Origin of the sequence: Paucisalibacillus globulus DSM 18846 (genome assembly GCF_000482485.1) — a bacterium.
GTDB classification, from domain to species: Bacteria; Bacillota; Bacilli; order Bacillales; family Amphibacillaceae; genus Ornithinibacillus; species Ornithinibacillus globulus.
This window is the reverse complement of the sequence record NZ_KI519437.1, coordinates 298381-323965: the sequence shown is the minus strand read 5'-3', so window position 1 is coordinate 323965 and position 25585 is coordinate 298381. Positions and strand designations below refer to the sequence as shown.

Here is a 25585-nt window from a genome sequence, read left to right as displayed (position 1 = left end):
CCTCTTCATGCGAAGAAGAATATCATCCGGTATTAGCCCCGGTTTCCCGGAGTTATCCCGATCTTGTAGGTAGGTTGCCCACGTGTTACTCACCCGTCCGCCGCTAGATCCACTAACGTCACCCCGAAGGGATCAGTTAGTTTCACTCGCTCGACTTGCATGTATTAGGCACGCCGCCAGCGTTCGTCCTGAGCCAAGATCAAACTCTCCAAAAAAGTTTGTTTATCATAATTGAACGAGTCAATTAAGTTCTTAGCTACTAAAAGCACGCTAGCTTTTAGAATTTCTTTAATAGAAAAAACAGGGTATGTTTTTTCTTACATACTGGTTGTTTTGTTCAGTTTTCAAGGAGCAAAAAGTAATTCATGTTGTTTTTGCGTCAACTCTTATATTATACTACTTTCAATATTCATTGTCAACAGTTTTTTATAAAAGTTTTTTTATCATTTTTTCGCCTCTTAAATCAGCGACTTAATTAATATACCACGCTGACAAACCAATGTCAACATCTTTTTTTAAATTGTTACTTGGCAATAGATGAACAAGCAACGTTATATAATTTACCATGATTTTAACCATTAATCAAGCTTTTATTCATGATTATTTATGAAATAAATTTTGTATACATATTGAGAGTAAGTAGATAAGAATGTGTAAATGATCGGCACCATAAACAAAACCGCATGAAATCATTGTGATTAAAGGATTTCATGCGGTAATTTTTATAAAGGGATATTTTCATTAACCTTTATCAAACTATTTATTTCTCATTTGCGGGAATAATAGTACGTCACGAATAGATGGTGAATTGGTTAATAACATAACTAGTCTATCGATACCTATTCCTAATCCACCAGTAGGAGGCATACCATATTCAAGTGCTTCAAGGAAATCTTCGTCCATTAGATGCGCTTCATCATTTCCTTCATCTCTTTCTTTAACTTGCGCTTCGAAACGCTCACGTTGATCAATTGGATCATTAAGTTCACTAAATGCATTTGCATGCTCTCTTGCTACAATAAATAATTCAAATCGATCTGTAAAACGTCCATCTTCTTCATTTTTCTTAGCAAGTGGAGAAATTTCAACTGGATGTCCATATACAAAAGTTGGCTGAATTAGTTTTTCTTCTACTTTCTGTTCAAAGAATTCATTAACAATGTGACCGAATGTCATATTATTCTTGAATTCTACTCCGTGTTCTTTTGCAAGTTCTCTAGCTTTTTCGTCACTCATATGTTCCCAGAAGTCAACACCTGTATGTTCCTTTACAGCATCAACCATATGGAGTCTCTTCCACTTAGGTTTTAAATCAATTTCATATTCACCGTAAGAAACCGTTGTTGTACCAAGCACTTCTTCAGCGATATGGGCAACCATGTTTTCTGTAAGCTCCATAATATCGTGATAATCTGCATATGCTTCATACAATTCAATCATGGTAAATTCAGGGTTATGTCTTGTAGACACTCCTTCATTACGGAATACCCTACCGATTTCATATACTTTTTCCAGACCACCAACAATTAGTCGTTTTAAATGCAGCTCGATGGCAATGCGCATATATAATGGAATGTCTAATGCGTTATGGTGTGTAATAAATGGTCTTGCAGAAGCACCACCAGGAATGCTATGCATCATCGGTGTTTCTACTTCTAGAAAACCTTGTCCGTCTAAATAATTACGCATAGCTCGAATGATTTTACTACGGGTAACAAATGTTTCTCTACTATCCATGTTCGTAATCAGATCCAGATAACGTTGGCGATATCTTTGCTCAACATCTTTTAATCCATGATATTTTTCAGGTAATGGACGTAATGATTTAGTTAGTAATTGGAACTCTGTCGCTTTGACGGATAGTTCCCCTACATTTGTTTTAAACATAACACCTGTTACACCAACAATATCTCCCAGGTCAATAGTATTAAAGATGTCGTAAGCTTCTTCGCCTATAGCATCCTTACGAACATATAATTGAATTTGACCACTTAAATCTTGAATGTGTGCAAATCCTGCTTTACCTTTCCCACGCTTCGTCATTACTCTTCCTGCAATGGTTACTTGATATTCAGTTTCTTCTAAATCCTCTTTAGAATATTGTTCATATTTTTCGTGAAGTTCTTTTGCAATGTTCGTACGTTCAAACTTACCTCCAAATGGATCGACGCCATTCTCGCGATATGTATCTAGTTTTTCTCGTCTAACACGCATATGCTCATTTAATTCTTCTGACATTCTTATCACTCCAATATACTATTATTCATTGATCATATTAGTTCTGATTTATATATTCATTATCTCAGGCATTTACTTATTTTACACCTCAAAAGGCTCTATCTTCAACTAATCATGTTAATTAAAGAAAAATCTGCTAGACTGAACCAGCAGATTCTACAAACATTTAACTCAGGAAGCTATAATAGCCGCCTCAGTTTCTCTTACAAATTCAAACAATATATTAACTAGTTCATCACGTGTTTCTGCACTATTAATAAGCTTTCTAGCTTTCCCATTACCCTCTATTCCTTTTAGGTACCACGCAGCATGTTTACGCATTTCGAGAATGGCTACTTTTTCACCTTATAATTTAATTAGTCGATCCATGTGAAGTAACATACATCGATTTTTTCCTGCGGTGAAGGATCATCAATTAATACTCCCGTTTCAAGGTATTTAACAATTTGATAGATAATCCATGGGGTTTCCTTATGCCGCACGACCAATCATGATTGCATCAACACCTGTTTCTTCTAAGCGTTTCTTTGCCATCTCTGGACTATCGACATCTCCATTACCGATTATTGGAATATTAACTGCTGACTTTACTTGCTTAATGATATCCCGGTTTGCATAGCCTTCATACATTTGCTTTCTTGTACGACCATGTAGACCAATTGCACTTCCACCAGCTGATTCAATGGCTTTTGCATTATCTACAGCATAGATATGATCTTCATCCCATCCGGTACGCATTTTTACAGTAACAGGTTTTTCTGTATTTTCTACTACCGCTTTAACCATTTGATATATTTTGTCTGGATCTAACAACCAACGATAACCAGCATCGACCTTTGTAATCTTTGGAGCTGGACACCCCATATTTATATCAATAATTGATGCATTAGTATTTTGATCCACATATTGTGCCGCTTGGACAAGGGAGTCTTTATCACCACCAAATATCTGTAAACTCATTGGCATTTCTTGCTCATCTATATATAACATTTCCAATGTTTTCGATTTAAAATTCCTTTATCACTAACCATTTCGGCAGTAATTAGACCAGCGCCAAACTCTTTTACCGTTAACCTAAATGCCCAGTTACTAACTCCTGCCATAGGCGCAAGTGTCACACGGTTCGGAATGGTGATGTCCCCAATTTTCCACATTACTGCTCCTCCTTGGTTCTAAAAAACACACTATTTAATTGTTTCTTCTAGATTGTTTGGTTGAAAGGAATACTCTAACTACCTAACAACTCTAACTTATCTATATTTAACGTTTCAGCAATTTGATTAATTAATTCTTCCGGGATTTTTTTCGTACCACGTTCTACAGCTCCTAATACATTTAACGATATCCCAAGTTTTTTTGCTAATTCCACTTGTGTATACCCTTTTAGTTTACGAAATGCCTTTATTCTTTTTCCGATTCGGCCATTTTCCATTTTGTAATATCCTTCTTCTCTTGTTCTGGAAGATCCACTAAAAGCTCATCTACAGTTTGTCCTAATCCTGGTATTTGTAAATTTGGGGCAATTTCATTTAAAGGTACTAACACAAATCCTCTTTCACTCATTCTTGGGTGTGGAATAGTTAATCGCTCCGTTTTCATATTTTCTTCATTATAAACTAAAATGTCAAGGTCAATTGTTCTTGGACCGAAGCGAATAACCCGCTTCCTACCTAACTCATTCTCAATTTCTTGGCATATGTCCAATAAGTTATCTGAAGGTAGCAATGTGTTAATTTCTAATACCATATTTAAAAAATCTGCTTGATTGGTATAACCAACTGGAGGTGTTTGGTAAATAGAAGACTTCTTTATAACCTGGATATCATCTACTTTACTAAGTAACGTAATAGCTTGATCTAAATAATCTTTTCTTGGCTCGATATTCGTCCCTAATGCAATAAATGCTCTATTCATACGCTTTCTCCCGATAAATTTCTACTGCGACTGATTGGTAATGTCCAGGTATAGGTGGATCCGGCTTAATTACTTTAACTCTACAGGCCTTTAACAATTCAAATGATGATAACAAATCCGTAGCAATCGATTCCGCAACTGCCTCAATCAGATTTTTTGCTTCTCCTTCTACTATCTTTTTTACATGATGATAGGCTTGGCTATAGTCAATTGAGTCGTACATCTTGTCACTTATGCCGGCCTTTGATGTGTCAAATAATAGTTCCAAATCAACATTAAATCGCTGCCCTAATTTGTTTTCTTCAGGTAAAAGTCCGTGAAATCCATAAAACTGCATATTCGTTAGTATAATCTTATCCATTATTTATCCTCCACATGTAACATGGCATCCATCATTCTTGCTAATTCAACATTCACTTTAACATTATGCACACGTACTATATGCGCTCCCTTTATAATTCCAAGACAAGTCGTTGCACCTGTCCCATTGTCTCGCTCTTCTGGTGGTACATCCAAGACACTACCTATGAATCGTTTTCTGGAAGTCGCGAGTAAGAATGGAAATCCCATGTCTACTAGCTTTTCTAAATTATTCATTACAACAAGGTTATCATTAGCGCTTTTAGCAAACCCAATGCCGGGGTCAAGAATAATATTCTCTCTCGGAACTCCAGCTTTAGTAGCAATATCAATACTCTCTTCTAGATCCCACTTCATATCTTCTATAATAGATGTATAGTTTTCATTGGTTCTATTGTGCATTAAAATAATAGGAACATTGTATTCTGCAGCTACTGAAGCAATTTCAGGCTCTCTTTTTGCTCCCCATACATCATTAATAATATCGGCACCAGCAACAATAGCCTGTCTTGCTGTCTCTGCTTTATAGGTATCAATTGAAATCGGTATATGTACCGCTTCTTTTATAGCTTTAATCACAGGTATTACACGAGCCAGCTCTTCTTCAACCGATATTGGATCATGGTCAGGCCTTGTTGACTCGCCACCTATATCAATAATATCGGCACCTAATTGTTCCATCTTCACTGCTTGCTCTACCGCTCGTCCTATCGTTGTGTAATTACCACCATCTGAAAAGGAATCTGGGGTAACATTTAATATTCCCATGATATGAGTTCTTGATGATAAATCATATGTCTTCGTCTTTGTTTTTAAAAACATGACTTTCTCTGCCCCTTCAACTTAAATATCTAGTCACATCGTATCATAATTTAGAAAAACTCGCATTCGCTCGTCCTTCAGTGAAAGAAGATATTTTATAGCTACTATACCAATTCTTTTAAAACAAGAAAAAAGCTAGTATCAAAATCTGACACTAGCTTTTTGTAATTCTATCCATATTCTTATTCTTCATCAAATTGATATAGAGGTGTTGAAAGATATCTTTCTCCATTATCAGGTAATACCGCAAGAACTTTTTTACCTTTACCTAATTTTTTTGCAACTTTTTTTGCTGCTGCAATAGCTGCACCAGATGAAATACCACCAAGTATACCATTTGTTTTTGCTACTTCACGTGAAGTTTCAAATGCCTCTTCATTGGCAACCTGGACAACTTCATCATAAGAATCTGTATCAAGTACATCAGGAACAAATCCAGCTCCTAGTCCTTGAATTTTATGTGGGCCTGGATTACCACCAGATAATACAGCTGAGTCTGTTGGTTCTACAGCATAGATTTTAATATCCTTAAAGTTTTCTTTAAGTACTTTTCCTGCACCAGTAACCGTTCCACCAGTTCCAACCCCAGAAACAAATGCATCTAAACCGTCTTTCATTTGTTCCACAATTTCTTTACCTGTTGTACGTGCATGTACTTCTGGATTTGCCTTGTTCATGAATTGCTGTGGCATGAAGTAGCCCTTCTCTTCAACTAATTCTCCGGCTTTTTTAATTGCACCTTTCATACCATCTGCACCAGGTGTCAAAATTAACTCTGCACCATATGCACGCAAAATGTTACGTCTCTCTTTACTCATCGTATCAGGCATAACAATGACTGTTCTATATCCTTTTGCAGCAGCAACCATCGCTAAACCAATGCCTGTATTTCCACTTGTTGGTTCTACGATTGTACCACCCTCTTTTAGCTTACCATCTTCTTCTGCCGCTTCAATCATTGCAAGCGCAATACGGTCCTTAACAGAACTACCTGGATTAAAGTACTCTAATTTCACATAAATATCTGCACTGTTTTCATCCGTAAGTCCATTTAATTTTACAATTGGTGTTTCTCCGATTAAGCCGGTAATATTATCTGCGATTCTCATGAAATTACCTCCTCATAATTCCTACTAAACTGATAGGATTTATATATAATGTACTCCCAAGTCCCTTAATCTGTCAACAGAAATGTTAGGGAAATACATAATTGGTCTCCATTTAATGAATGGTTAGTTTTACTTACTTTTATGGGCAAAAGATTCAACTGATATGAAAAAAGCAAATTCGCTCTACTCACGAAAATGCTTTTCTCCTTATATATACTATTCCCCATACACCCAATTTATATCTAATTTCTCCCATAATGGATCCGCCACTAATTTTTGATTAGATGATTTTAGTGCAAGTTCATTACTAATAAATGGTTTTAATTCTTCATAACTGAATGCTATTTCAGGTAAGCTTTTATGTAAGTATAGAATTGCAACTCCATTACTCGTCACAAAAGGCTCACTATATGAATATTCTTCAAGCTCCTGTGCAATATCAAAGTAATTAGATGGTAAAAACTCCGTATTTACAGAATTAAATCCTAGGTAACCACCACTATCTCTTGTATCTTCATCAATGGAGTATTCTTTTGCTAATAGCGAGAAAGATGCCCCATTCTCCAATTCCGAATATACCTTTTCGGCAGTATCCATTGTAGATACTAATATATGGGAGAACTGTACTGATTCATCAAAATGGTATTGTTTGTTATACTTTGTGTAATAAGTCTGTACTTCCTCTTCCGGAATATCGATACCTTTCGCAAGGAGCGCTTCTAGTTGATATCGATACAAAATATCACTACGCCACTTTTGTTCTAATTTCTCCAAGTTCTCTTTTGAAGTCGGTCCCTGCATTGTAGTTAAAAGTGCTATGTCTCTTTCTAACACTTTGTCACTTATCGTAATATTTTCTTCATTTGCTAACTTCTCCACGATTTGGCGGTCTATAATATTCTTCAATTCTTTTTTTCCATAATTATCTTGTAGAGACTTCATCCAATCTCCATAGGAAACTTTATCCCCATCGATTGTCGCAACTGGTTTCTTTGTATCAATTTTTTCATCTTCAACGACTGGAGATTCGGACTGATCACTTTTCCAAAATAGCATCGTTGCAACATTTGTAATAAGGAGTACGACAATGATGCTAAATAGTAATTTTTTCGACATGATTTACTCCTTCCATTACCCATACTAAGCTTGAATTAACTCTTCAAGTTCCTCTTCTGAAAAATAATATGTTTCATTACAGAAATGACAAGTAGCTTCTGCACCATGATCTTCATTAATCATTTGTCTAATTTCATCATTACCTAATCCAATAATCGCGTTCGTCAATCTTTCTTTAGAACATTTGCATTTAAATTGTACTGGCATCTTTTCATGAATCTTTAATTCTTCCCCTTCAAATAATAATTCTACTATCTGTTCCGGGGTTCTACCTTGTTGTACAAGTGACGAAATAGGTGGGAAAGAATTAATCTTCTCTTCTAGCTTTTCCACTACCCCTTCATCTGCACCTGGCATTACTTGAACAATAAATCCACCACTAGCAAGAATGGTATAGTCTGGATTGACCAAAACACCAGCTCCTACGGCAGATGGAACTTGCTCAGATGTGGCAAAATAGTACGTAAAGTCTTCACTTATTTCTCCAGAAACGATTGGTACTTGCCCGGTAAAATAATCACGTAACCCTAGATCTTTAACAATACTTAAACTTCCAGTAGTACCAACTGCTCTCGCAACATCAAGCTTTCCTTTTTCATTTAAATCAAAATCAACATGAGGATTTGTCACATACGATCTAACTTCGCCTTTTGCATTCGCATCGGCAACAATGACACCGATTGGACCTCCTCCTTCAACTTTAACAGTAATCGAGTCATTCCCTTTTAACATAGCTCCCATCATAGCTGAAATAGTCATTGTACGACCCATTGCAGCTGAAGCAGTCGACCATGTATCCTGACGTCTTCTTGCTTCCTCAACCATATTTGTTGAGCGAATAGCATATGCTCGGACCATCCCATGGAAGGCAGTAGCTTTTATTAAGTAATCTGACATGAAAAAGTCTCCTTTATAACTATAATTTATTGATTCATTTTATATATTTCATTTAATCCTTTTAAGGTTAAAAATGGGTCGACATAATCAATGGATTCAGTCGAATCTCCTATTAATTGGGCAAGTCCACCCGTAGCGATAACTTTAGCATCTTTACCTACGTCCTGCTTTATACGATTTACAATTCCATCTACTTGACCGATGTATCCATAATAAACGCCGGATTTCATTCCCTCGACAGTTGATTTCCCAACCACACTCTCTGGAGCCTCAATTTCTATCTTAGGAAGTTTAGATGCTCGTTGATATAATGCTTCCATGGAAATATTTATTCCTGGCGAGATAATACCACCACAATATTCCTCGGATTCATTTATGTAACAATAAGTTGTCGCTGTGCCAAAGTCAATTATTATTAGCGGGGCTTTATGTTCCTTTAAAGCTCCGACTGCATTAACAATGCGGTCAGCACCAATCTCTTTTGGATTGGGATAACACATTTCTAAATTCGTTTTTACAGTGTCTTTTCCAACTATTATTGGATCAATTCCGAAATAGAGTTTACACATTCTATCTAAGGAGAACATGATAGGAGGCACAACAGATGATATAATAACTCCATTTATATCTTGAAACTTTATACCACTAAAATCAAATAGGGATTTGATTAACATTCCGAATTCGTCTTCCGTTTTATAGCGATCGGTTTTTATTCTCCAGTGGTATTTTAATTCTTCTTCAACAAATACCCCGAGTACTGTATTCGTGTTTCCTACGTCTAGTACAAATAGCATGATGTTAGGTCCTTCCTGCATGGTCTATTTATTGCTATATAAATTCAGTTTAATTTTCGTACTACTCCACACTTATATACCTAAAAATTTCTAGGGTCTTTAATAATATACCAAAATCAAATTCGTAAGTGAAATTACAAATCTGAAATAGAATAGAAAAGGCAGCCTTAGGTTAAGGCTGCCTACATTTACTTTTAATTAGTCGTTCTTTTCTTCTTTATCTTCCTCTATTTCTTTGCGAAGCTTATCTTCTGCTTTCTCTTTTGCTTCATCATAAGAGTCTACAGATTCGTCTTCCTTCTTAGAGTTAATATTTACTTTAACTTCCTGATCTGTAGTTTCTTCTTCAAACTCCTCAGGTTCAGGAAGTACTCCATTATCAAATAGAGACTTAATTTGTCTTGCATCTAATGTCTCAATCTCTAGAAGTGTTTGTGCAATTAGCTCTAACTTATCACGGTTTTCGGTAAGAATAGTCTTCGCACGGTCGTAACAGTAGTTAACGAAGTTTTGCATTTCTTGGTCGATATCGTGTGCAATAGCATCACTATAGTTTTGCTCATTACCAATATCTCTACCTAAGAATACTTCTCCACCGCCACTACTGTATTGTAATGGTCCCAACTTATCACTCATTCCAAATTCTGTAACCATCCTACGAGCAATACCTGTTGCACGTTGGAAGTCATTGGATGCACCCGTACTTACTTCACCAAAGACAATTTCTTCAGCTACACGTCCACCTAAAAGTCCTGTAATTTTATCAAATAGCTCCGGCTTCGTCATGAAGTAACGATCTTCTTTCGGAAGCATTACCGCATAACCACCAGCTTGCCCACGAGGGACAATGGTTACTTTGTGAACGATATCGGCATCATCAAGCACCATTCCAATAATTGTATGTCCACTCTCATGATAAGCAACAATATTTCGTTCCTTTTCAGATATTACTCGGTTCTTTTTAGCAGGACCAGCAATTACTCTATCAATTGCTTCATCCACATCTTTCATATCAATTTCCTTCTTATCTTGACGAGCCGCAACTAGTGCCGCCTCATTTAGAAGGTTTTCTAAGTCAGCACCTGAGAATCCAGGTGTGCGCATTGCAATTGTTTTTAAGTCAACAGACGCACCTAATGGTTTGTTTCTTGCATGAACTTTAAGTACTTCTTGACGACCTTTAACATCAGGGCGATCAACCGTAATCTGTCTGTCAAAACGGCCCGGACGTAATAGCGCTGGGTCTAAAATATCTGGGCGGTTAGTTGCAGCGATAATGATGATACCTTCATTCGCTCCAAAACCATCCATTTCAACTAGTAACTGGTTTAATGTTTGCTCACGTTCATCGTGACCTCCACCAAGACCAGCTCCACGCTGACGACCTACTGCATCAATTTCATCAATAAATATAATACAAGGTGCATTTTTCTTCGCATTTTCAAATAAATCACGGACACGCGAAGCACCAACACCAACAAACATCTCTACAAAGTCTGAACCACTGATGGAGAAGAATGGAACCCCTGCTTCACCCGCAACTGCACGTGCAAGTAGTGTTTTACCAGTACCTGGTGGTCCAACAAGTAGAACACCCTTTGGAATTCTTGCTCCAATGGCAGAGAATTTACGTGGATCTTTTAGAAACTCAACAACTTCCACTAATTCCTGTTTTTCTTCATCTGCACCCGCTACATCCGTAAAGCGAACTTTTTTCTTTTCTTCGCTATACATTTTCGCCTTACTTTTCCCAAAGTTCATAACACGGCCGCCGCCGCCACCTTGTGCTTGACTAAGTAAGAAGAAGAATAAAAGTCCAATGATTAGAAATGGAATCATTGTTGTAAGTAGTGTAACCCAGATACTTGGTGTATCCATTGGTTTCGTCTTTAAAACGCTTTGATCTAATGCTGTATTAGTAATATCAGCAATAACATCATTATTTTCAGGAACTTGAGCAACAAATTGTTTGTCATCCTTCAATTTACCTGTTATACGCATAATTCCATTTACAGGCTGCATCGTCATTTCTTTGACGTTGCCTGAATCAAGTGATTGAACAAACTCGTTAACATTCATCTCTTCTGCTTGCTCATTCTGACCACTTAATAAGCTAATCACGGCTATAATAACCAAAAATATGATTAAGTAAAAAAACGCACTCTTGAATACTCGGTTCATTGCCTACCTCCTCCCAAACGGGAAAAACTATTAACAATAGTATCATATAAAATTTAAATTTTTCAACTAATTGCTCCCTATGTTTAGGAACAATATCTTCAAGCTACATTAATTATTCTTCTCCACCATAAATCTCTGGCTTTAACACGCCAATATATGGTAGGTTTCGATACTTCTCATCATAATCTAAACCATATCCTACAACAAATTCATCTGGAACATCAAATCCAACTAAATCTGCTTTGATATCCGCTGTACGACCAGATGGCTTATCAAGTAACGTAACAATCTTTATAGAATTCGCCTGACGATACTTAAATAAATCAACTAAATATCGTAATGTATTACCACTATCAATAATATCTTCAATTATTAACAGATCACGGCCCTCTACTTTCGTATTAAGGTCTTTTAGTATCTTTACTTCCCCTGAAGATTTAGTATTGGTGCCACCATAACTAGATACGTCCATAAAGTCCATTTCCAAATGAGCATTTACTTGTCTTAATACATCGGACATAAATGGTAATGCACCTTTTAATACACCAATAGCTAATGGAAAACGTCCTTCATATTCCTCTGTTAACTTTGCCCCGATTTCTTTGCATTTTGCTGCAATTTCTTCTTCCGTAATGAGTATCTTTTTAATGTCGTTATGCAAATAAAACCCTCCTACAAATTACCTTTTTCATAATAAAGCTTTATATATGAGGAACTTTTTTGGTCTGGTATGGAATCTCTTTTTTTCAATCCGACAAGCCAAAGTATATCCCCATTATTATCCGTTACAACTGGCCAACTATTCCGATCTTGTAAGGGTATTTTTGCATCGATAAAAATATCTTTCAACTTTTTACTTCCATTTAGTCCCTTCCAACTCATTCGATCACCGTCACGACGCGTTCGAATATGTAATGGAAGTTTAATTTCACTTTCCAAACAAATATATGTATTCTCATTAATACTCTTGACTTCATCTTGATATGTGGCTATCATTTTGTTGCCATTTGGTAATAATACTTCACCAGGTACTTTTAGAACCTCGTGGAAGTTCGGGAAATTATTTTCTTCTTCTTGGAAATAAAAGATAAGTTTATTATATGCCTTTTTCACCTTTAAATGACGGGGAAAGTCAATTTGTACATTACTTTTATCTTTAGCCAATAACGATAGTAATTGTTCCTCGTGGACATATGTTATATCTTTAGGTAAATCATTATGATATAGATATTTTAATATTAGATGATAGACACGCCTTTGTAAAGCAGATGCGCGCGACACAAAATCATTAATATTAAATGTGGCTGTTCTAAAATTTTCTTCTAATTGGACAACTTCCTCAAACACCCTATTCGCCTCAATTTGTAAAAAGTTCTCGTCCGCTTCCAGCGATTCACTCAAATGTTGAATGGTCTTATGCAAATTTCCATTTTTACTTTTTAATAGTGGTAATACGTTTATCCGGTAGAAATTACGTGTATAGTCATCACTCGCATTGGATGGATCAATTCTTGGATTGATTCCGTTAACCTGACAATAGTTCTCAAGTTCTTTCTTCGTAACACATAATAATGGCCGAATAATACTTCCACCAGCGAATTCTCTTTTGACAGGTATACCAGAAAGGAAACTAGAATCTGCAGAACGAACCATTCTCATTAACATGGTCTCAACTTGGTCATCTCCATGATGACCAAATGCTAAATAATCCGCTTGAAAATACTTCATTTGTTCTGCAAAAAATTGATATCGTAGTTCTCTTGAGGCAATTTGGGTTCCTATATGTTTTTTCTTCTTATAACTTATTACATCTATTGATTTCCCAATAAATTCTATATTCCACTCTCGGCACATACTTTTTACATATTCAAGGTCGTCTTTGCTTTGTTCTCCTCTTAATTGATGATCAACGGAGAGCGCAATCACCTTCAACCCCCATTCCTTTTGAATGGTTTTGAAAAAATGGAGGAGGGCCATTGAATCTGGACCACCAGATACTGCTACCATTACAGTAGTATTAGGTAATAATAGTTGATGCTTTTCAATAAAACTCGTTACTATATCCTTCACCAAACATCCACCCTCTTAATCACGGGATATATCTTCATTTTAACATAGAATATAGCTACTATTAAGGAATTAACAGTGAGGATAAATAGTAACCAAGTGCAATTATTAAAAAACCGATCGACTCTAATGCTAATGAAGGATGATCATGCTTTCTTTTTGGGGTAGTGTCTGTCTTCTGTAAATCATATATAACCGTTGAAACTTCTTGTCTCATTTCATTACTTGTTTGGTATTTCCCTGTTAACGCCTTTTTTAAACAGTCCTGATATGGATGAAGCGCCTTTACTTCATTTACCTTTTTAAACAATGTTACTTCAGTATTTGCCCCTTTAGGAAAATGGTTAGGATAGAAAACAGTCAAGAATACCATTACTAAAGCAAATAAGTCATAGCTCGGCTCCGCCTTTCTTGTACCCAGCCCCCAATATCCCCGGTCATAGAATTCCGTATACTCTTTTATTGCCCTACCTATTTGCGTTGTTCCCCCTACATCAATCCATCTTAAACGCGTGGGTGAACCAGATACCAGTAGATTATCCACCTTTAAATCGCCGAAGACCCAACCGGATTGGTGTAAGTTACTTAGATCCTCTAATAATTGCAACATAAAGACACCTATCCATTCGTTACCATTTTGTTTCATAAATTCTGGAAGTGTTCTACCGTGAATATATTCCATGACATAAAATGAGAACGTCTTTCCTTGAGGAGTGACCCAATCATCAACATCCAACAAAGAAGGTCCAAGACTCTTTCCTTGGACCTTCCCTAGTGACTTCAATACGTTTACCTCCATTGTAATAGATGTACTCATGTCACTTATCTTTAATGCAGCTTTTTTTCCATTTGCATCACATAGATAAACCGATCCTATTGCACCATTTCCTAACTTTCGGATGATTACATAACGTTTTTGGTGCCACTTACCAATTAATGTCATCCCTGGTCTTAGAAAAGAATCATGCGTTTTCAATGTCTTGTTCATGGTTATTTCTGAAGCTCCTTAGCAAGCTTTTTTTACCAAATTGATACATTGCCTCCCGAATAGCGGGGCCTGTTGGCGTAATCCCTCCACTAGTTAGCTTTGGAAATACTGATGAAAATGTATCCAGTCTCGGAGACCAGTCTAGTACTTTATCAATATCCTTACGTTTTCCCGGGAAATTATAAATTGCAAAACGATTTCTTCCCACTCTTGAATTTAAACTAATAGATAAATCAATTAAAGCTTCTTTAACCGTGGGTAATTTATCATGCATACTTGCACTAGTATCAATCAAAACTAATACCTCAAGATCACTAGTTTCACCCAAATCCTCCACCACTTCCATGATTTCTCCACGCTTTTCCGGGTCCAAATCATCCATGGTTTGATCGCGCCCAAGAATTTGTTTTAGTTCCAAATTAACTAGGCCCTGTAAGGTCTGAGTCATTCCCTGCTTTGTTACCATTTGTACGGTTTGTGACAATGCTTGTTTATAAACTAACTGGCTAACACCTCCACCAGATAGTGCGATTTCTTCTACTTCTTGTAAGCCCTCTGGATCCTCTGTTTGATTATCTTCCAAAATACCAATAACATTTATCGTTATTCCTTGTTGATACGCCAAAGCTGCAGTTGCTGCTGGGTCTTCACCTTTATTAGAACACCCATCTGTAATTAATAGAATTTGCTTTAAAGTCCCCTTCTTCAATACGAACACCTCCAGATTAATCCTTATCATCCTCGACAAATAATCATGGAAATATACATAAAGATGGGTATAATCCGCCGGAGACTAGCCATAAGTATAGAAATAATCTAGCATTAATTAGACGGATGCTTTTGTTTGATAGATTGGAAAGGTCGCCCACTCTGGAATATTCTTTTTTACTTTAGCAACCAATACCGTCATATCATCTTCTATTTCTCCTGATCTCGTTCGAATGACTTCTTCTAATAATAGATCCGCTATTTCTTGTGGATTGTCTGTTTCCATCTCACGAATCTTTCGTTTTAACCAGAGATCCGTATTTTCCACATGTTTTGGCCCATCAAAAATACCGTCACTCATCATAATTAGAAGGTCCTCAGACTGTAATTGTTCGTTAACTATATCAACCTCAAATTCACGTATTATCCCCATTGGCAAATTACTTGCTTCAATCTTTAATAATTGCTCTCCTCGCTTTACAAAACTAGGAGTTGATCCTATCTTTAAAAACCTAACAAATGCATTATGCAAATTGATAACTGCTAAATCAAGTGTTGCAAACATCTCATCAGTTGTTCTAAGAGCTAGAATAGAATTAATAGATTTGATTGCCACTTTCTCCGGTATACCTGTCTGTAAAATTTGTTGAAGTAACCTTAATGTTTCCTTACTTTCCTCATTAGCACGCACTCCATTACCCATTCCATCACTAATGGCCATGGCATATTTCCCTTCACCGAGCTCAATCATGGTATAACTATCTCCAGAAACTACCCCTCCACCCTTTGCAGCATTAGCAACACCGGTTTCAACAGTAAATTCCTTTGCCGACCCAAACGCCAAATAGGAATAGCCATTTGGAAAAGGTGATATGTCCTCTTGTTTAACAATAATGGTTTCATTTAATATATCGGAAATAACGGGTGCAATGAGCTTATCCCCTTCACCATGGTAATCATAAAAAGATGCGGTCATCTCAATATCTACACTCCCTTTATCCAACCGGTAAACATCTAATTTCTCTAGTTCAATACCAATTGACTTTAATGCATGACTAATTTGCATCTCTTGATTTTCATGTTGTTCTCTTTCCTTTAAAATTTCTTTAGCAAAATCCTCCATTACATCGGAAACACCTTGCAGTTGTTCCGCAACTAATTTCTTACTTTCAAATACTTGTCGCCTAAGTTTACGATTTGCTTCAAAATAGGACATTTCCTCTTTCATCGTATCAATTACTTTACGAGATTTAATACAATGGTTTTCAAATTCCTTCACAAGTTTTCTTCCTGGGTCATTTCCTGTTTCTATATCTTTCTTTAACTCCCCCATTAAGGCATAGGTTGTATCAAATTGTTGTTGCCAACACCGTTCTTTCATAAAGCAGGATTGACATGTTTTTTCAGTAACATTACTTAGAAAATAATCCGTCTCCCGCTCAGCTTCAGCTTCTTCCAAAGAATAGTTTTCTGCAGAACTAAAGCTTTTAGACAAAGCCTCAAAGACCTCCGAAAATTGTTCCACTCTTTTAGCCGTTACGTTCCGGATTTTCTGTAGATATTGTTGCTGTTCATTAGCATGCTCCTCCGTTCCTGGGATATAACGTGATAATTGTGTAAACCAACTAGCTGGTGTAATAAGGAATAGTAGAATTGCCATGGAAGATTCGACTAAGGATGGTAGGAGTGCACTAGAGTCTCCATAAATCCCTACTAAAAATGTTCCAACCAATAGCCCTACACCAACACCAATCTTTTTACCTTCCTTTAGTAATCCTCCGAGCAAACCAGAAAATGCTAGTAGACTCATTTGGTACAGATTGGCCACATTTGCTAATGATAAAATTAAACCAACGACAACCCCGACTGTTGAGCCAATTGCTGCTCCGCCAACGAAAGCAAATATTAAAACAAAGTATCTGGATAAGACTTGTTCCAATGAAGCCCCGTAAACTTCCCAACCTACTGTTCCAGTCAGGATAGAGGCAATAAGAATAATCATGCAAACGATTTCTTCATTTTTTAATGTGGGACGATATCTTCTTTGTGATAATAATGGAACACTTTGCATGAAAATTAATACTAAGACTGTACCAAGTACACCTTCTACGAAAATAAGCATCCATTCATAGGAAGTGAGCTCTCCAGAGATGGAGTATAGAAAAATCCTTGGCCCTACCGTTGCAAGAAACACAAAGATTGGAATTTTAGTTTGCTGACCTTTTATGTTCTTGAATATGGCACTGATAATAATAAAGAAAAACATTGCAATACCGACAAATAAACCATGTGATAGTGAAATAGTAAATGCACCTAATATCGTAGCAAGCAGCACTTTAGGTGCCTTATCTTTATGCATAAACCACAATGTTGCTAAAAAGGCGACCGCAAATGGCGAAACTACTGACAAGATAATAGCCCGTCCCAATAAAAAACCTACAAAAACATAAAGCCATCCGCGATCTAGTAGAATCCTTTTACCCCCTGTGTATACTCTCACTCGCATATTTTCAAGAAATGTACCTTCCACACCTATTGCTTTTGTATGAGCCCTAGTAACTGATTCCATTCAACCACTCCTCTTTGACAGTTATTATTAAATTCACTTTGTATATGTAGTTCTAACGGACGGATTGTTGGCATATATTATTCTTATGGACATGACTCTTTCATAACAGTAAACCACATATCGTTATTTTTTTTTGTCAAAACAAGAAGATAGAATCCATAAATCGTTCGACTGAAATCTAGTAGGTGGTGGGCATTTCTACATAATCTGTATTTTTGTGTATTCTTTTTGTCAGAGAACGTCATTGTAATAGGATACAGTTAATGTAAACTTACTTTTCTCTTCCTTCCAAATCACTATATTTTTGGAAGACAGCAAAAAAGCCACCCTATGGTAGGTGACTATAAAAATCTTTTTAAATATTGAATTGCCCCTGCGTGTAGACCTTCATGATATATGGTGCGGATTAGTACTTGTTCTATCGTATACATACCCATTTCGGTAGGTTCGAATTCTTCTTCTAAACGGTCCATGTATTTTTCTTTTATTTGTATCGGTTGACGGTGAAGTAACTCTTTTAATTCAAAAAAGTTAGGTGTACTATCTGTAAAATTCTCCGGGCCTGTCCCAAAGCCAAACCACGTATTAAACACTTTAGTTTGAAAAGACTTTTCCTTGGTCACAGATTCAATCCACAAATATTGGTCGAGATAGATATGTCCTAGATTCCACCTTATATTATTACTGAATCCAGTTGGTATTCTTTCCGCTTCTTCATCCGTAATATCCTTAATTAGACTTAAGGTTTCTTCACGATAAGTAGATAGTTGTTTAAATAATACTTTATAGCGCCTCTCCACTATTTATCACCATCTTTCCATTGTGTTTTTATAAATTCAATTTTATCTGAAAATACCCTTTTTAGTAAAAGATATTGACACAATTTGTTTCATATTGTATGATGATTTTTGTTGGCTTAAAGAAAAAAAGTCAAATTATATTATGGCGGCGTAGCTCAGCTGGCGAGAGCGTACGGTTCATACCCGTGAGGTCGTGGGTTCGATCCCCTCCGCCGCTATCAAATAAAAAGCTTGTTATCTGTTTTGGATAACAGGCTTTTTTTGTTTAGTATCTTTTTGTACAGTTTGTTGCTATTTGTATAGACTGTGCGGTAACCTTTATGGATAGCTGGAGTTGGTGAACTGCTATCCCCCGCTCCGGGAGGATAGGCATAGGTGAGACCCCGCAACGACGAAGGAGTGAGGAGGCTCACCAGCCGCCCGCGGAAAGCGGAGTGTATTTCCGGAGCGGAGTTAGAAGCTCAACTTAAAATCCTAAGTGAAGTTACCGCGCAGTTTCCATCAACTCATTATGTTCAATGTCCGTAGATACCCAACAAAAAAACAGCTACGTTTACATGAAACGTAGCTGTTTGATTGACATATATTAAATAAATAGAGCATTATCCGGTAGACAGCATCTACTATCCTCTTCTAGCACCTCTACCTCCGCGCCTAGATTCTGTGTGCTTCTTCAAAGAGGCTAATCGATCTTCAGAATCCTTAAGAAATCGGTTCATTTTTTGATCAAATGTTTCCGTGCGTTCTCTTGGATTATGACGGACTGGCTTTTTTTCTTTTGCCTTTTTAATTGATAAACCAATTTTGCCATCCTTTTCGACATTAATTACTTTAACCTCTACTTGGTCACCTACTGTTAAATGTTCATTAATGTCTTTAACATAATTATCGGCAACCTCACTAATATGAACTAATCCTGTTGTGCCTTGGCCGAGCTCAACAAAAGCACCAAAATTTGTGATACCGGTTACCTTACCTTGCAGCTTGCTGCCTACTTCAATTGACATAAAAAAAATGCTCCTCCTTAAGATTTTTAAATACCTTACTTATATATTATAGCTAGTAACTCAAAAGTGTGTCAATATGACGTATCATCATCTGGCGTTTTAAAAATTAATTCGCCTTCTTTAGATAGGAAATATTTGGTGCGAGCAATTTCTAAAATGTACTCTTCATCATTTAGTAATTCTATTTCCTCTTTATACTTATCTTCTGCTTTTTTCAAGTTAGCTATTTCTTCTTTAAGTAGCTTATACTCTTCCGCTTTTTCTATATGTAATGCTCGTTGTTGGAAGTGGTATACCGCCATGCTACCAACTGCAATGGCAACTAAAATGAGAAAAAGAGCTAACCTCCGATAAAGGCGCTTTTTCTTCCGCTTCTGTCTTTCTATGTAAGCATCATATTGTTCCATATAGTTTGAGTTTAGTTTTGTAATTGTCTTCTTCTTTTGCATAGCGTCACCTCCTCTTTGATGAAATGAGCTTCCAATACTTTCTACATATATTCTGTATTTTACTATAAAATCCTGCTAATTTGTGTAAAATTAATTTGAACTTTTTTGGAAGTAAACGATAAACCTGTTTTAAGAGCCATTTCAACGGGAGGTAAATACACTTCAAAAAGAAACCCAAAACTACCATAATCATATTAAAGAGGAAGATTACACTTGCTATTAGAAACTTAATTAAGTATCTTATCGGCGCAATAATTACGTTCTTTACTAGATTAAAAATTATTCGATAGATTCTTGAAGCTATAATAATTATTCGTTCTAATAATCGTTTATATAGGGTTGCAGCCAATGCTTGATAAGCTGCAAACCCTAATAAACATGCAACAAATACATAAACCCTTAGCTCACCTAAATTCACTTGAAATAATATAAAATATAATATGAATACTTGGGTGAGCCAAAAGCTAACTTCCATAAAATAAACTAAAAACACATTTCTTTTCCAGTGTCTATGGAATCTGCGAAAAGTATCTAATGCAACACCAAGGTAAAAGCCTCCAGCAATCATGGAAACCATGGTTAAAAACTGGATACTTAGTGTCATTTGAATAGCTTGCTAAAGAATCCTTTAGCCTTCTCCTGAGAATGTTCATCTACATAGGAAACTTCGTACACCTTACCCTTAATAGCAACAATTCCCTCCGAAACATCTAAATTCTTCAGCTGAAGGTTTTGCCCACGAATGATTAGGTATCCCATAACTGTTTCTAATAGAAACTCCTCATTGTCAAAACTATCTACTTCTTTCACGCCTGTAATTTCTAACAACCTACGATTATTTAGTTTTAACTGATGTTCCTGTTGAGTCACTCTTGTACTATTTTCTTTTTCATAATAGTTCATATCCGCTTCCTCCTTATCAGTAATATTTTATGAAAGGAGGGACAAGTCTAGAACTATTCTCTATCTATTTTTTCTTCTTTAATAATTTTATATAACATGTCAGCTTCTTCTTTTCGAACCGTTTCTTTTAGAGCCGTAACCTCAACTGTTACAAGCTTCTGACCGAATTTAATTTGCATCATATCCCCTACAGATACCATCGAAGACGCCTTTGCCTCTTTTCCATTTATGGAAATCCGGCCTTGATCTGCGACTTCTTTTGCTAGAGTACGTCTCTTAATTAATCGAGATACTTTTAAAAATTTATCTAAACGCATGAGTTTACTCTCTCCCCTTCGCTTGATCCCAATAATAATCCATTTCTTCTAGTGTAGATTGCCTAATATCCTTCCCTTTTTCATGCAATTTCTCCTCAATATATGAGAACCTCTGAAAGAACTTCTTATTAGTTAGGCTTAAAGCATTCTCTGGATTTACTTTATAATATCTTGTTAAATTGGCAAGGACAAATAATACATCACCGAATTCCTTTTCTACTTCCTCTTCATTACCCGAATCAATGGCTACCTTTACTTCTTTTATTTCTTCATCAAGCTTATTCCAAATATCTACTACTCGATCCCAATCAAAACCGACTTTAGCTGCTTTCTTTTGTAATTTATAAGCCTTTAGAAGCGATGGTAAGCCTTTTGGTATTCCATCCAAGACTGACTTCCTGACATCACCTTTTTCCTTACGCTTAAGTCCTTCCCAATTTGTCATCACATCATCAACGGACTGGACAGATACATCAGAAAACACATGAGGATGTCTATAAATCATTTTGTCTGTAATAGATTGAATTACATCATTAATAGAAAAATACCCATCGTCCTCACCAATTTGACTATGTAGCATTATTTGCAGAAGAACATCGCCAAGTTCTTCAATCATACCGTTATCATCCTGCTCATCTATAGCTTCAATCAGTTCATAAACTTCCTCAATGGCATATTCTCTCAATGACTCATGTGTTTGCTCCTTATCCCAAGGGCAGCCATTTGGACCCCTTAAAATAGCAATTACTTCCCTAAGTCGATTAAATGTATGATTTAGTAATTGCTTTGGCGCAGGAGGAATATAAACGCTAGTTAAATTACTTATCTCTAATCTATGGTCTAATTCTTCTAATGGTATTGTTATCATTTTCTCCTTTTCACTTCCAGCTGCATCTATAATGGTTACTTGATAATCAGCTGGTAAATCCTCTAATAACGCTAGTTTTACTTCAGATGCTATAAACCGGTCATATACTTGGCAAAAAACAATATGATGTTGATAGTCAAGCTGTTCCCTAGTAAAACTTGTACCATCGACAAACTGAAAGCCTTCAATTGGGTCAACTTTCAAGGATGTGAATAAGGCATCTAGATAACTTTGTCCCCCTATTATTGCCACTTCTACTTCCTTTTGTTCGAGTAGAAGCTGAACCGTTCTCTCCGCGAGCATAGGATGACCTGGGACGGAATAATACACATCTTTATCCTGTGCTGTTTCTAAGAGAACTTTCACAATTTCTTGATATACTGATTCAAACTCCTTTTCCCGTTCATATAAATAATCAAACGAAGAAAAAGTCACACCCTCTTCACTTAATGACTGAATTACTGGGTGGTCTAATGTGCGAGTAAACAGAACATGATTCATATTCGTTAACTTACGGTAAATACCAAGTGGTAATTGTTCTATTTCACCTGCTCCTAATCCAATGACTTCTATACGATGCTTCATTTTATTTCCTCCTATTGCTGCTATTTAAAAACCTTGAAACAAAAGGTAAAAGATTTAATTCCTGTTCTGAAAAAGCTTGATAGCGTATGAGAATTAATAGATAGATTAATGCTCCGATTACTGAAACTATAAGAACGAAGAATAATAACTCTATCCTAGAAAATACATCCGTTGGTAGCATCATTTTTATACAAAATATAAATGCAATCATTCCAATATTAGAAAGGATAAATGCCTTCCAGTTAATATGCACTAGCTTTTTACTTCGCAAGGACATTTTTAATTTTAGTAATGTGGCAAAGGTTAAAAATAATAAACTAAATACAGTTCCGATTGAGCCACCTGCTATACCAACACGTGGAATTAATAGCCAATTTAATAACCATTTAAGTAAAAAGGCTACCAAAATGAATAGAGCTGTCCACTTGACATGCCCTAACCCTTGCAGTATAGAACTTGATGTAATAATTAGGGAGCTTAATACAACGGCTACCATCAACAGGCTTAATGCTTGTTCCCCTTGATTATCTTGATACAACAACCGATTTGCTTCTGGAAATAGTAATATTAATCCTAATGTGGCACCCCACGCTAAATAAAAACTTATTTTTAACGAACTATCAATATGTTGTCGTTGTCTTGCTAAAGCGTCCTTTGCCATACTAGGTATTAAGGCAAGTCCAAAGGATGATCCAAGAACAGCCCCTATCTGTATTAGTGGCTGCCCCCTGTCAAAGACACCCTTTACTTCCATTGCCGCTTGATTTGATAAACCATATTCTACTAACTTAGGTACAATAGTAAATGAATCAGCAAATTGAATAATCAACAAGATCATATGATTCAATGACGCAATTAATCCAAATACCATGATTGTTTTCCCATAATATTTCCAAGGGATTGGTTGGCTCAAAGTTGTGGTTGGTTTAAAGTTCAAAAAGAAAATAATCAGTATAATAATTGCTGCAATTACACCAATAATAGAGGCAATCCCAGCAATATTACCTATTTGATAAATATCTATTCCGTATTTCGCCACACATACCGCCATCACAATAATAATCATAACCCTAAAAAATTGTTCGCCAATTTGTGAATAGGCTGTTGGCTTCATTTCCCCTTTTCCTTGAAATACACCGCGCAGTAAAGCAGAGAAAGGAATAACTAACAATACTATACTTGCTAATTTATAGGCTGAAGTCAACCTCACGTCTCCAACGAAAATGGCGATAGATTCAGCATTAATAAAAAGAAGCAATGCCAAAGTACCGCAAATCCCGAATAGAATGGTTAAAATAGGCAAGATAAAATATGTAATAGAAATGTCCTTTTTTTCTGCTGTTAACTTGGATATTGCTGTTGGAAACCCGTACAGGGCAAGGACTAGCGTTATTCCAAGAATGGGGTATACTTGCTGATAAATATAGAAGCCAAAATCACCAGTAAGGTTTTGTAAGGGAATTCGATATCCAGCACTTAAAACCTTACTGATTAATCCAGCTAACGTTAAAATTAAAGCACCCTTAACAAATTTATTAGATTCCATATGTAACGTCCTCTTAGGGCTTTCCCACTGTTTAAATTTCCACTCCATTATACCATATGGATGTCTAGCTAGTCCGTGAGTGGCGCGCATCTTTACTTTTGCTCTATTCGCCCTACTATTTAAAGACTGTTTCCGTATTTGTATAAACTGCGCGGTAACTTAAGAAATTACCGAGCTATACATCATTTTGAAGTAGATACTTAAGTGAAATGGCGAATAGAACCCCGCTATACATCAATTTGATGCAGATACTTAGGTGAAATGATGAATAGAACCCTGCTATACATCATTTTGATGCAGATACTGGAGCAAAATGACGAATAGAACCCCGCTATACATCATTTTGATGTAGATACTGGGGTGAAATGATGAATAGAACCCTGCTATACATCATTTTGGTGCAGATACTGGAGTGAAATGACGAATAGAACGCCGCTATACATCATTTTGATGCAGATACTTAGGTGAAATGACGAATAGAACCCTGCTATACATCATTTTAATGCACAATCAAACACTATTAGTTACCGCACAGTTTCTATCTACTATTAGTTAGATGCAATACCAGAAAAGTCAATCTTTTATTTGGCTAAAAAAAGAGTAAAAATTAGTTTTTGAATAACTAATTTTTACTCTTTTAAACCTCTATTCCATTTGTTTTGCTAAAAAGCTTGCTGCTGTTTCCAAAGACTTTTGTTCTACTTCACCTAACTTATTATCGCCTTCTCTTGAATACATCACAACACAACCAATCGGGTCACCATTTGCAATGATAGTACTTATACAATAAGAGTTTACTTTCTCTTCTTTTCCTGCTAATAATTCTAGCGAGCTACCTTCTGTTTCCAATGTTTGCAGTCTTGCTTCAATTGCTTTTTCAATTTTTGAACCAATGTTTTTATTTAAATAATCTTTTTTGGATTCCCCAGCTACTGCGATAATTTCATCACGATCACAAATTAATACTGGATGATGGAGAGAATCAAACAGTGCCTGTGCGTACTCCGTTGCAAAATTTCCTAATTCATTGATTGGTGAGTATTTCTTAAGAATTACCTCACCCTCACGATCAATGAATATTTCAAGCGGATCTCCTTCACGTATTCGTAATGTTCTTCTAATTTCTTTCGGGATGACTACTCTACCTAAATCATCAATCCGTCGTACAATTCCTGTTGCCTTCATTCAAGTGAAGCCTCGCTTTCTTATGATGATTTTTGGTGCCAAAGATTCGAAGCTAAGCCTATTAAGTTACAATGGTGATTGTTTGGTTAGGTGTTTAACTAACAGCCTACGCCCTAAGTACTTACACAACCTTTAGCGTTTCTTTTGTATTTTTTAAAACTG

At 36.2% G+C, this 25585-nt stretch carries 24 protein-coding genes, 1 tRNA gene, 1 rRNA gene and 1 pseudogene; 1 reads left to right on the top strand and 26 read right to left on the bottom strand.

What is annotated here, in order from left to right; genetic code table 11:
* The 18 genes and pseudogenes from K332_RS0117025 to K332_RS0116940 all read right to left on the bottom strand — a co-directional run.
* A 16S ribosomal RNA gene (locus K332_RS0117025) occupies positions 1–215 on the bottom strand; the annotation flags it as partial.
* A gap of 541 nt (positions 216–756) precedes the next feature.
* Positions 757–2238 carry a lysine--tRNA ligase gene (lysS, locus tag K332_RS0117020; RefSeq protein WP_026908562.1) on the bottom strand — a complete coding sequence of 494 codons (1482 nt, stop codon included), beginning with the start codon at positions 2236–2238 and terminating at the stop codon, positions 757–759.
* Positions 2239–2409: 171 nt separating this feature from the next.
* Positions 2410–3392: pseudogene (gene dusB / locus K332_RS22810) on the bottom strand (tRNA dihydrouridine synthase DusB).
* Positions 3393–3466: 74 nt separating this feature from the next.
* A complete protein-coding gene (locus tag K332_RS0117010) occupies positions 3467–3670 on the bottom strand; it encodes a helix-turn-helix domain-containing protein (protein ID WP_026908561.1) in 204 nt (67 codons plus the stop codon).
* Complete coding sequence (gene folK, locus K332_RS0117005; protein WP_026908560.1) at positions 3640–4152, bottom strand: 2-amino-4-hydroxy-6-hydroxymethyldihydropteridine diphosphokinase; 513 nt, start codon at positions 4150–4152, stop codon at positions 3640–3642. The genes K332_RS0117010 and folK overlap by 31 nt, the downstream gene beginning before the upstream one ends.
* A complete protein-coding gene (gene folB, locus K332_RS0117000) occupies positions 4145–4513 on the bottom strand; it encodes a dihydroneopterin aldolase (protein ID WP_026908559.1) in 369 nt (122 codons plus the stop codon). The genes folK and folB overlap by 8 nt, the downstream gene beginning before the upstream one ends.
* Positions 4513–5334 carry a dihydropteroate synthase gene (gene folP, locus K332_RS0116995; protein WP_026908558.1) on the bottom strand — a complete coding sequence of 274 codons (822 nt, stop codon included), beginning with the start codon at positions 5332–5334 and terminating at the stop codon, positions 4513–4515. The genes folB and folP overlap by 1 nt, the downstream gene beginning before the upstream one ends.
* Positions 5335–5516: 182 nt before the next feature.
* Entirely contained in the window at positions 5517–6443 is a 927-nt protein-coding gene (cysK, locus tag K332_RS0116990; protein ID WP_026908557.1) for a cysteine synthase A, read from the bottom strand.
* A gap of 216 nt (positions 6444–6659) precedes the next feature.
* The gene (locus K332_RS0116985) at positions 6660–7559 is read right to left on the bottom strand and encodes a peptidylprolyl isomerase (protein ID WP_026908556.1); all 900 of its coding nucleotides are present in this window, start codon (positions 7557–7559) and stop codon (positions 6660–6662) included.
* A 24-nt stretch (positions 7560–7583) separates the two neighbouring features.
* Complete coding sequence (gene hslO / locus K332_RS0116980; RefSeq protein ID WP_026908555.1) at positions 7584–8456, bottom strand: Hsp33 family molecular chaperone HslO; 873 nt, start codon at positions 8454–8456, stop codon at positions 7584–7586.
* A gap of 26 nt (positions 8457–8482) precedes the next feature.
* Positions 8483–9250: a type III pantothenate kinase gene (locus tag K332_RS0116975; protein WP_026908554.1), complete on the bottom strand. Its 768-nt coding sequence runs from the start codon at positions 9248–9250 to the stop codon at positions 8483–8485.
* Between the two features lie 198 nt (positions 9251–9448).
* Positions 9449–11431 (bottom strand): ATP-dependent zinc metalloprotease FtsH, encoded by a 1983-nt coding sequence (gene ftsH, locus K332_RS0116970; protein WP_026908553.1) that lies wholly within the window; start codon positions 11429–11431, stop codon positions 9449–9451.
* A gap of 112 nt (positions 11432–11543) precedes the next feature.
* A complete protein-coding gene (hpt, locus tag K332_RS0116965; RefSeq protein ID WP_026908552.1) occupies positions 11544–12092 on the bottom strand; it encodes a hypoxanthine phosphoribosyltransferase in 549 nt (182 codons plus the stop codon).
* A gap of 11 nt (positions 12093–12103) precedes the next feature.
* On the bottom strand, positions 12104–13501 hold the full coding sequence (gene tilS / locus K332_RS0116960) for a tRNA lysidine(34) synthetase TilS (RefSeq protein WP_026908551.1): 1398 nt from the start codon (positions 13499–13501) through the stop codon (positions 12104–12106).
* Positions 13502–13562: 61 nt separating this feature from the next.
* Entirely contained in the window at positions 13563–14486 is a 924-nt protein-coding gene (locus tag K332_RS0116955) for a protein kinase domain-containing protein (RefSeq protein WP_026908550.1), read from the bottom strand.
* Positions 14461–15195 carry a vWA domain-containing protein gene (locus K332_RS0116950; RefSeq protein ID WP_026908549.1) on the bottom strand — a complete coding sequence of 245 codons (735 nt, stop codon included), beginning with the start codon at positions 15193–15195 and terminating at the stop codon, positions 14461–14463. The genes K332_RS0116955 and K332_RS0116950 overlap by 26 nt, the downstream gene beginning before the upstream one ends.
* Positions 15196–15312: 117 nt before the next feature.
* Complete coding sequence (gene spoIIE / locus K332_RS0116945; RefSeq protein WP_026908548.1) at positions 15313–17763, bottom strand: stage II sporulation protein E; 2451 nt, start codon at positions 17761–17763, stop codon at positions 15313–15315.
* Positions 17764–18104: 341 nt separating this feature from the next.
* Complete coding sequence (locus K332_RS0116940) at positions 18105–18563, bottom strand: DinB family protein (RefSeq protein WP_026908547.1); 459 nt, start codon at positions 18561–18563, stop codon at positions 18105–18107.
* A 144-nt stretch (positions 18564–18707) separates the two neighbouring features.
* Here K332_RS0116940 and K332_RS0116935 point away from each other — a divergent pair.
* Positions 18708–18781, top strand: a tRNA-Met gene (locus K332_RS0116935).
* A 405-nt stretch (positions 18782–19186) separates the two neighbouring features.
* Here K332_RS0116935 and K332_RS0116930 read toward each other — a convergent pair.
* The 8 genes from K332_RS0116930 to spoVT all read right to left on the bottom strand — a co-directional run bounded on the left by K332_RS0116930 (position 19187) and on the right by spoVT (position 25423).
* A complete protein-coding gene (locus K332_RS0116930) occupies positions 19187–19570 on the bottom strand; it encodes a S1 domain-containing RNA-binding protein (RefSeq protein ID WP_026908546.1) in 384 nt (127 codons plus the stop codon).
* 71 nt (positions 19571–19641) lie between these two features.
* Complete coding sequence (locus K332_RS0116925; protein ID WP_026908545.1) at positions 19642–20019, bottom strand: FtsB family cell division protein; 378 nt, start codon at positions 20017–20019, stop codon at positions 19642–19644.
* A gap of 4 nt (positions 20020–20023) precedes the next feature.
* Positions 20024–20623 carry a spore cortex biosynthesis protein YabQ gene (yabQ, locus tag K332_RS0116920; protein ID WP_026908544.1) on the bottom strand — a complete coding sequence of 200 codons (600 nt, stop codon included), beginning with the start codon at positions 20621–20623 and terminating at the stop codon, positions 20024–20026.
* The gene (yabP, locus tag K332_RS0116915; protein WP_026908543.1) at positions 20620–20922 is read right to left on the bottom strand and encodes a sporulation protein YabP; all 303 of its coding nucleotides are present in this window, start codon (positions 20920–20922) and stop codon (positions 20620–20622) included. The genes yabQ and yabP overlap by 4 nt, the downstream gene beginning before the upstream one ends.
* Before the next feature lie 53 nt (positions 20923–20975).
* Positions 20976–21239, bottom strand: a complete 264-nt coding sequence (locus K332_RS0116910; RefSeq protein ID WP_026908542.1) for an RNA-binding S4 domain-containing protein — start codon at positions 21237–21239, stop codon at positions 20976–20978.
* A 4-nt stretch (positions 21240–21243) separates the two neighbouring features.
* Complete coding sequence (yabN, locus tag K332_RS0116905) at positions 21244–22692, bottom strand: bifunctional methyltransferase/pyrophosphohydrolase YabN (RefSeq protein ID WP_026908541.1); 1449 nt, start codon at positions 22690–22692, stop codon at positions 21244–21246.
* Between the two features lies 1 nt (position 22693).
* On the bottom strand, positions 22694–24238 hold the full coding sequence (locus K332_RS0116900) for a putative polysaccharide biosynthesis protein (RefSeq protein ID WP_026908540.1): 1545 nt from the start codon (positions 24236–24238) through the stop codon (positions 22694–22696).
* A gap of 645 nt (positions 24239–24883) precedes the next feature.
* Entirely contained in the window at positions 24884–25423 is a 540-nt protein-coding gene (gene spoVT / locus K332_RS0116895; RefSeq protein WP_026908539.1) for a stage V sporulation protein T, read from the bottom strand.
* Between the last annotated feature and the right edge of the window lie 162 nt (positions 25424–25585).

Coding starts and splice junctions, on each gene's coding strand:
- K332_RS0116910 (WP_026908542.1), bottom strand. CDS start 21,239: ATGCGTTTAGATAAATTTTTAAAAGTATCTCGATTAATTAAGAGACGT.
- folP (WP_026908558.1), bottom strand. CDS start 5,334: ATGTTTTTAAAAACAAAGACGAAGACATATGATTTATCATCAAGAACT.
- yabN (WP_026908541.1), bottom strand. CDS start 22,692: ATGAAGCATCGTATAGAAGTCATTGGATTAGGAGCAGGTGAAATAGAA.
- K332_RS0116925 (WP_026908545.1), bottom strand. CDS start 20,019: ATGCAAAAGAAGAAGACAATTACAAAACTAAACTCAAACTATATGGAA.
- cysK (WP_026908557.1), bottom strand. CDS start 6,443: ATGAGAATCGCAGATAATATTACCGGCTTAATCGGAGAAACACCAATT.
- yabQ (WP_026908544.1), bottom strand. CDS start 20,623: ATGACACTAAGTATCCAGTTTTTAACCATGGTTTCCATGATTGCTGGA.
- K332_RS0116955 (WP_026908550.1), bottom strand. CDS start 14,486: ATGAACAAGACATTGAAAACGCATGATTCTTTTCTAAGACCAGGGATG.
- K332_RS0117010 (WP_026908561.1), bottom strand. CDS start 3,670: ATGGAAAATGGCCGAATCGGAAAAAGAATAAAGGCATTTCGTAAACTA.
- spoVT (WP_026908539.1), bottom strand. CDS start 25,423: ATGAAGGCAACAGGAATTGTACGACGGATTGATGATTTAGGTAGAGTA.
- K332_RS0116985 (WP_026908556.1), bottom strand. CDS start 7,559: ATGTCGAAAAAATTACTATTTAGCATCATTGTCGTACTCCTTATTACA.
- K332_RS0116900 (WP_026908540.1), bottom strand. CDS start 24,238: ATGGAATCTAATAAATTTGTTAAGGGTGCTTTAATTTTAACGTTAGCT.
- K332_RS0116930 (WP_026908546.1), bottom strand. CDS start 19,570: ATGTCAATTGAAGTAGGCAGCAAGCTGCAAGGTAAGGTAACCGGTATC.
- spoIIE (WP_026908548.1), bottom strand. CDS start 17,763: ATGGAATCAGTTACTAGGGCTCATACAAAAGCAATAGGTGTGGAAGGT.
- hslO (WP_026908555.1), bottom strand. CDS start 8,456: ATGTCAGATTACTTAATAAAAGCTACTGCCTTCCATGGGATGGTCCGA.
- folB (WP_026908559.1), bottom strand. CDS start 4,513: ATGGATAAGATTATACTAACGAATATGCAGTTTTATGGATTTCACGGA.
- yabP (WP_026908543.1), bottom strand. CDS start 20,922: ATGAACTATTATGAAAAAGAAAATAGTACAAGAGTGACTCAACAGGAA.
- K332_RS0116975 (WP_026908554.1), bottom strand. CDS start 9,250: ATGCTATTTGTACTAGACGTAGGAAACACGAATACAGTACTCGGGGTA.
- ftsH (WP_026908553.1), bottom strand. CDS start 11,431: ATGAACCGAGTATTCAAGAGTGCGTTTTTTTACTTAATCATATTTTTG.
- lysS (WP_026908562.1), bottom strand. CDS start 2,238: ATGTCAGAAGAATTAAATGAGCATATGCGTGTTAGACGAGAAAAACTA.
- folK (WP_026908560.1), bottom strand. CDS start 4,152: ATGAATAGAGCATTTATTGCATTAGGGACGAATATCGAGCCAAGAAAA.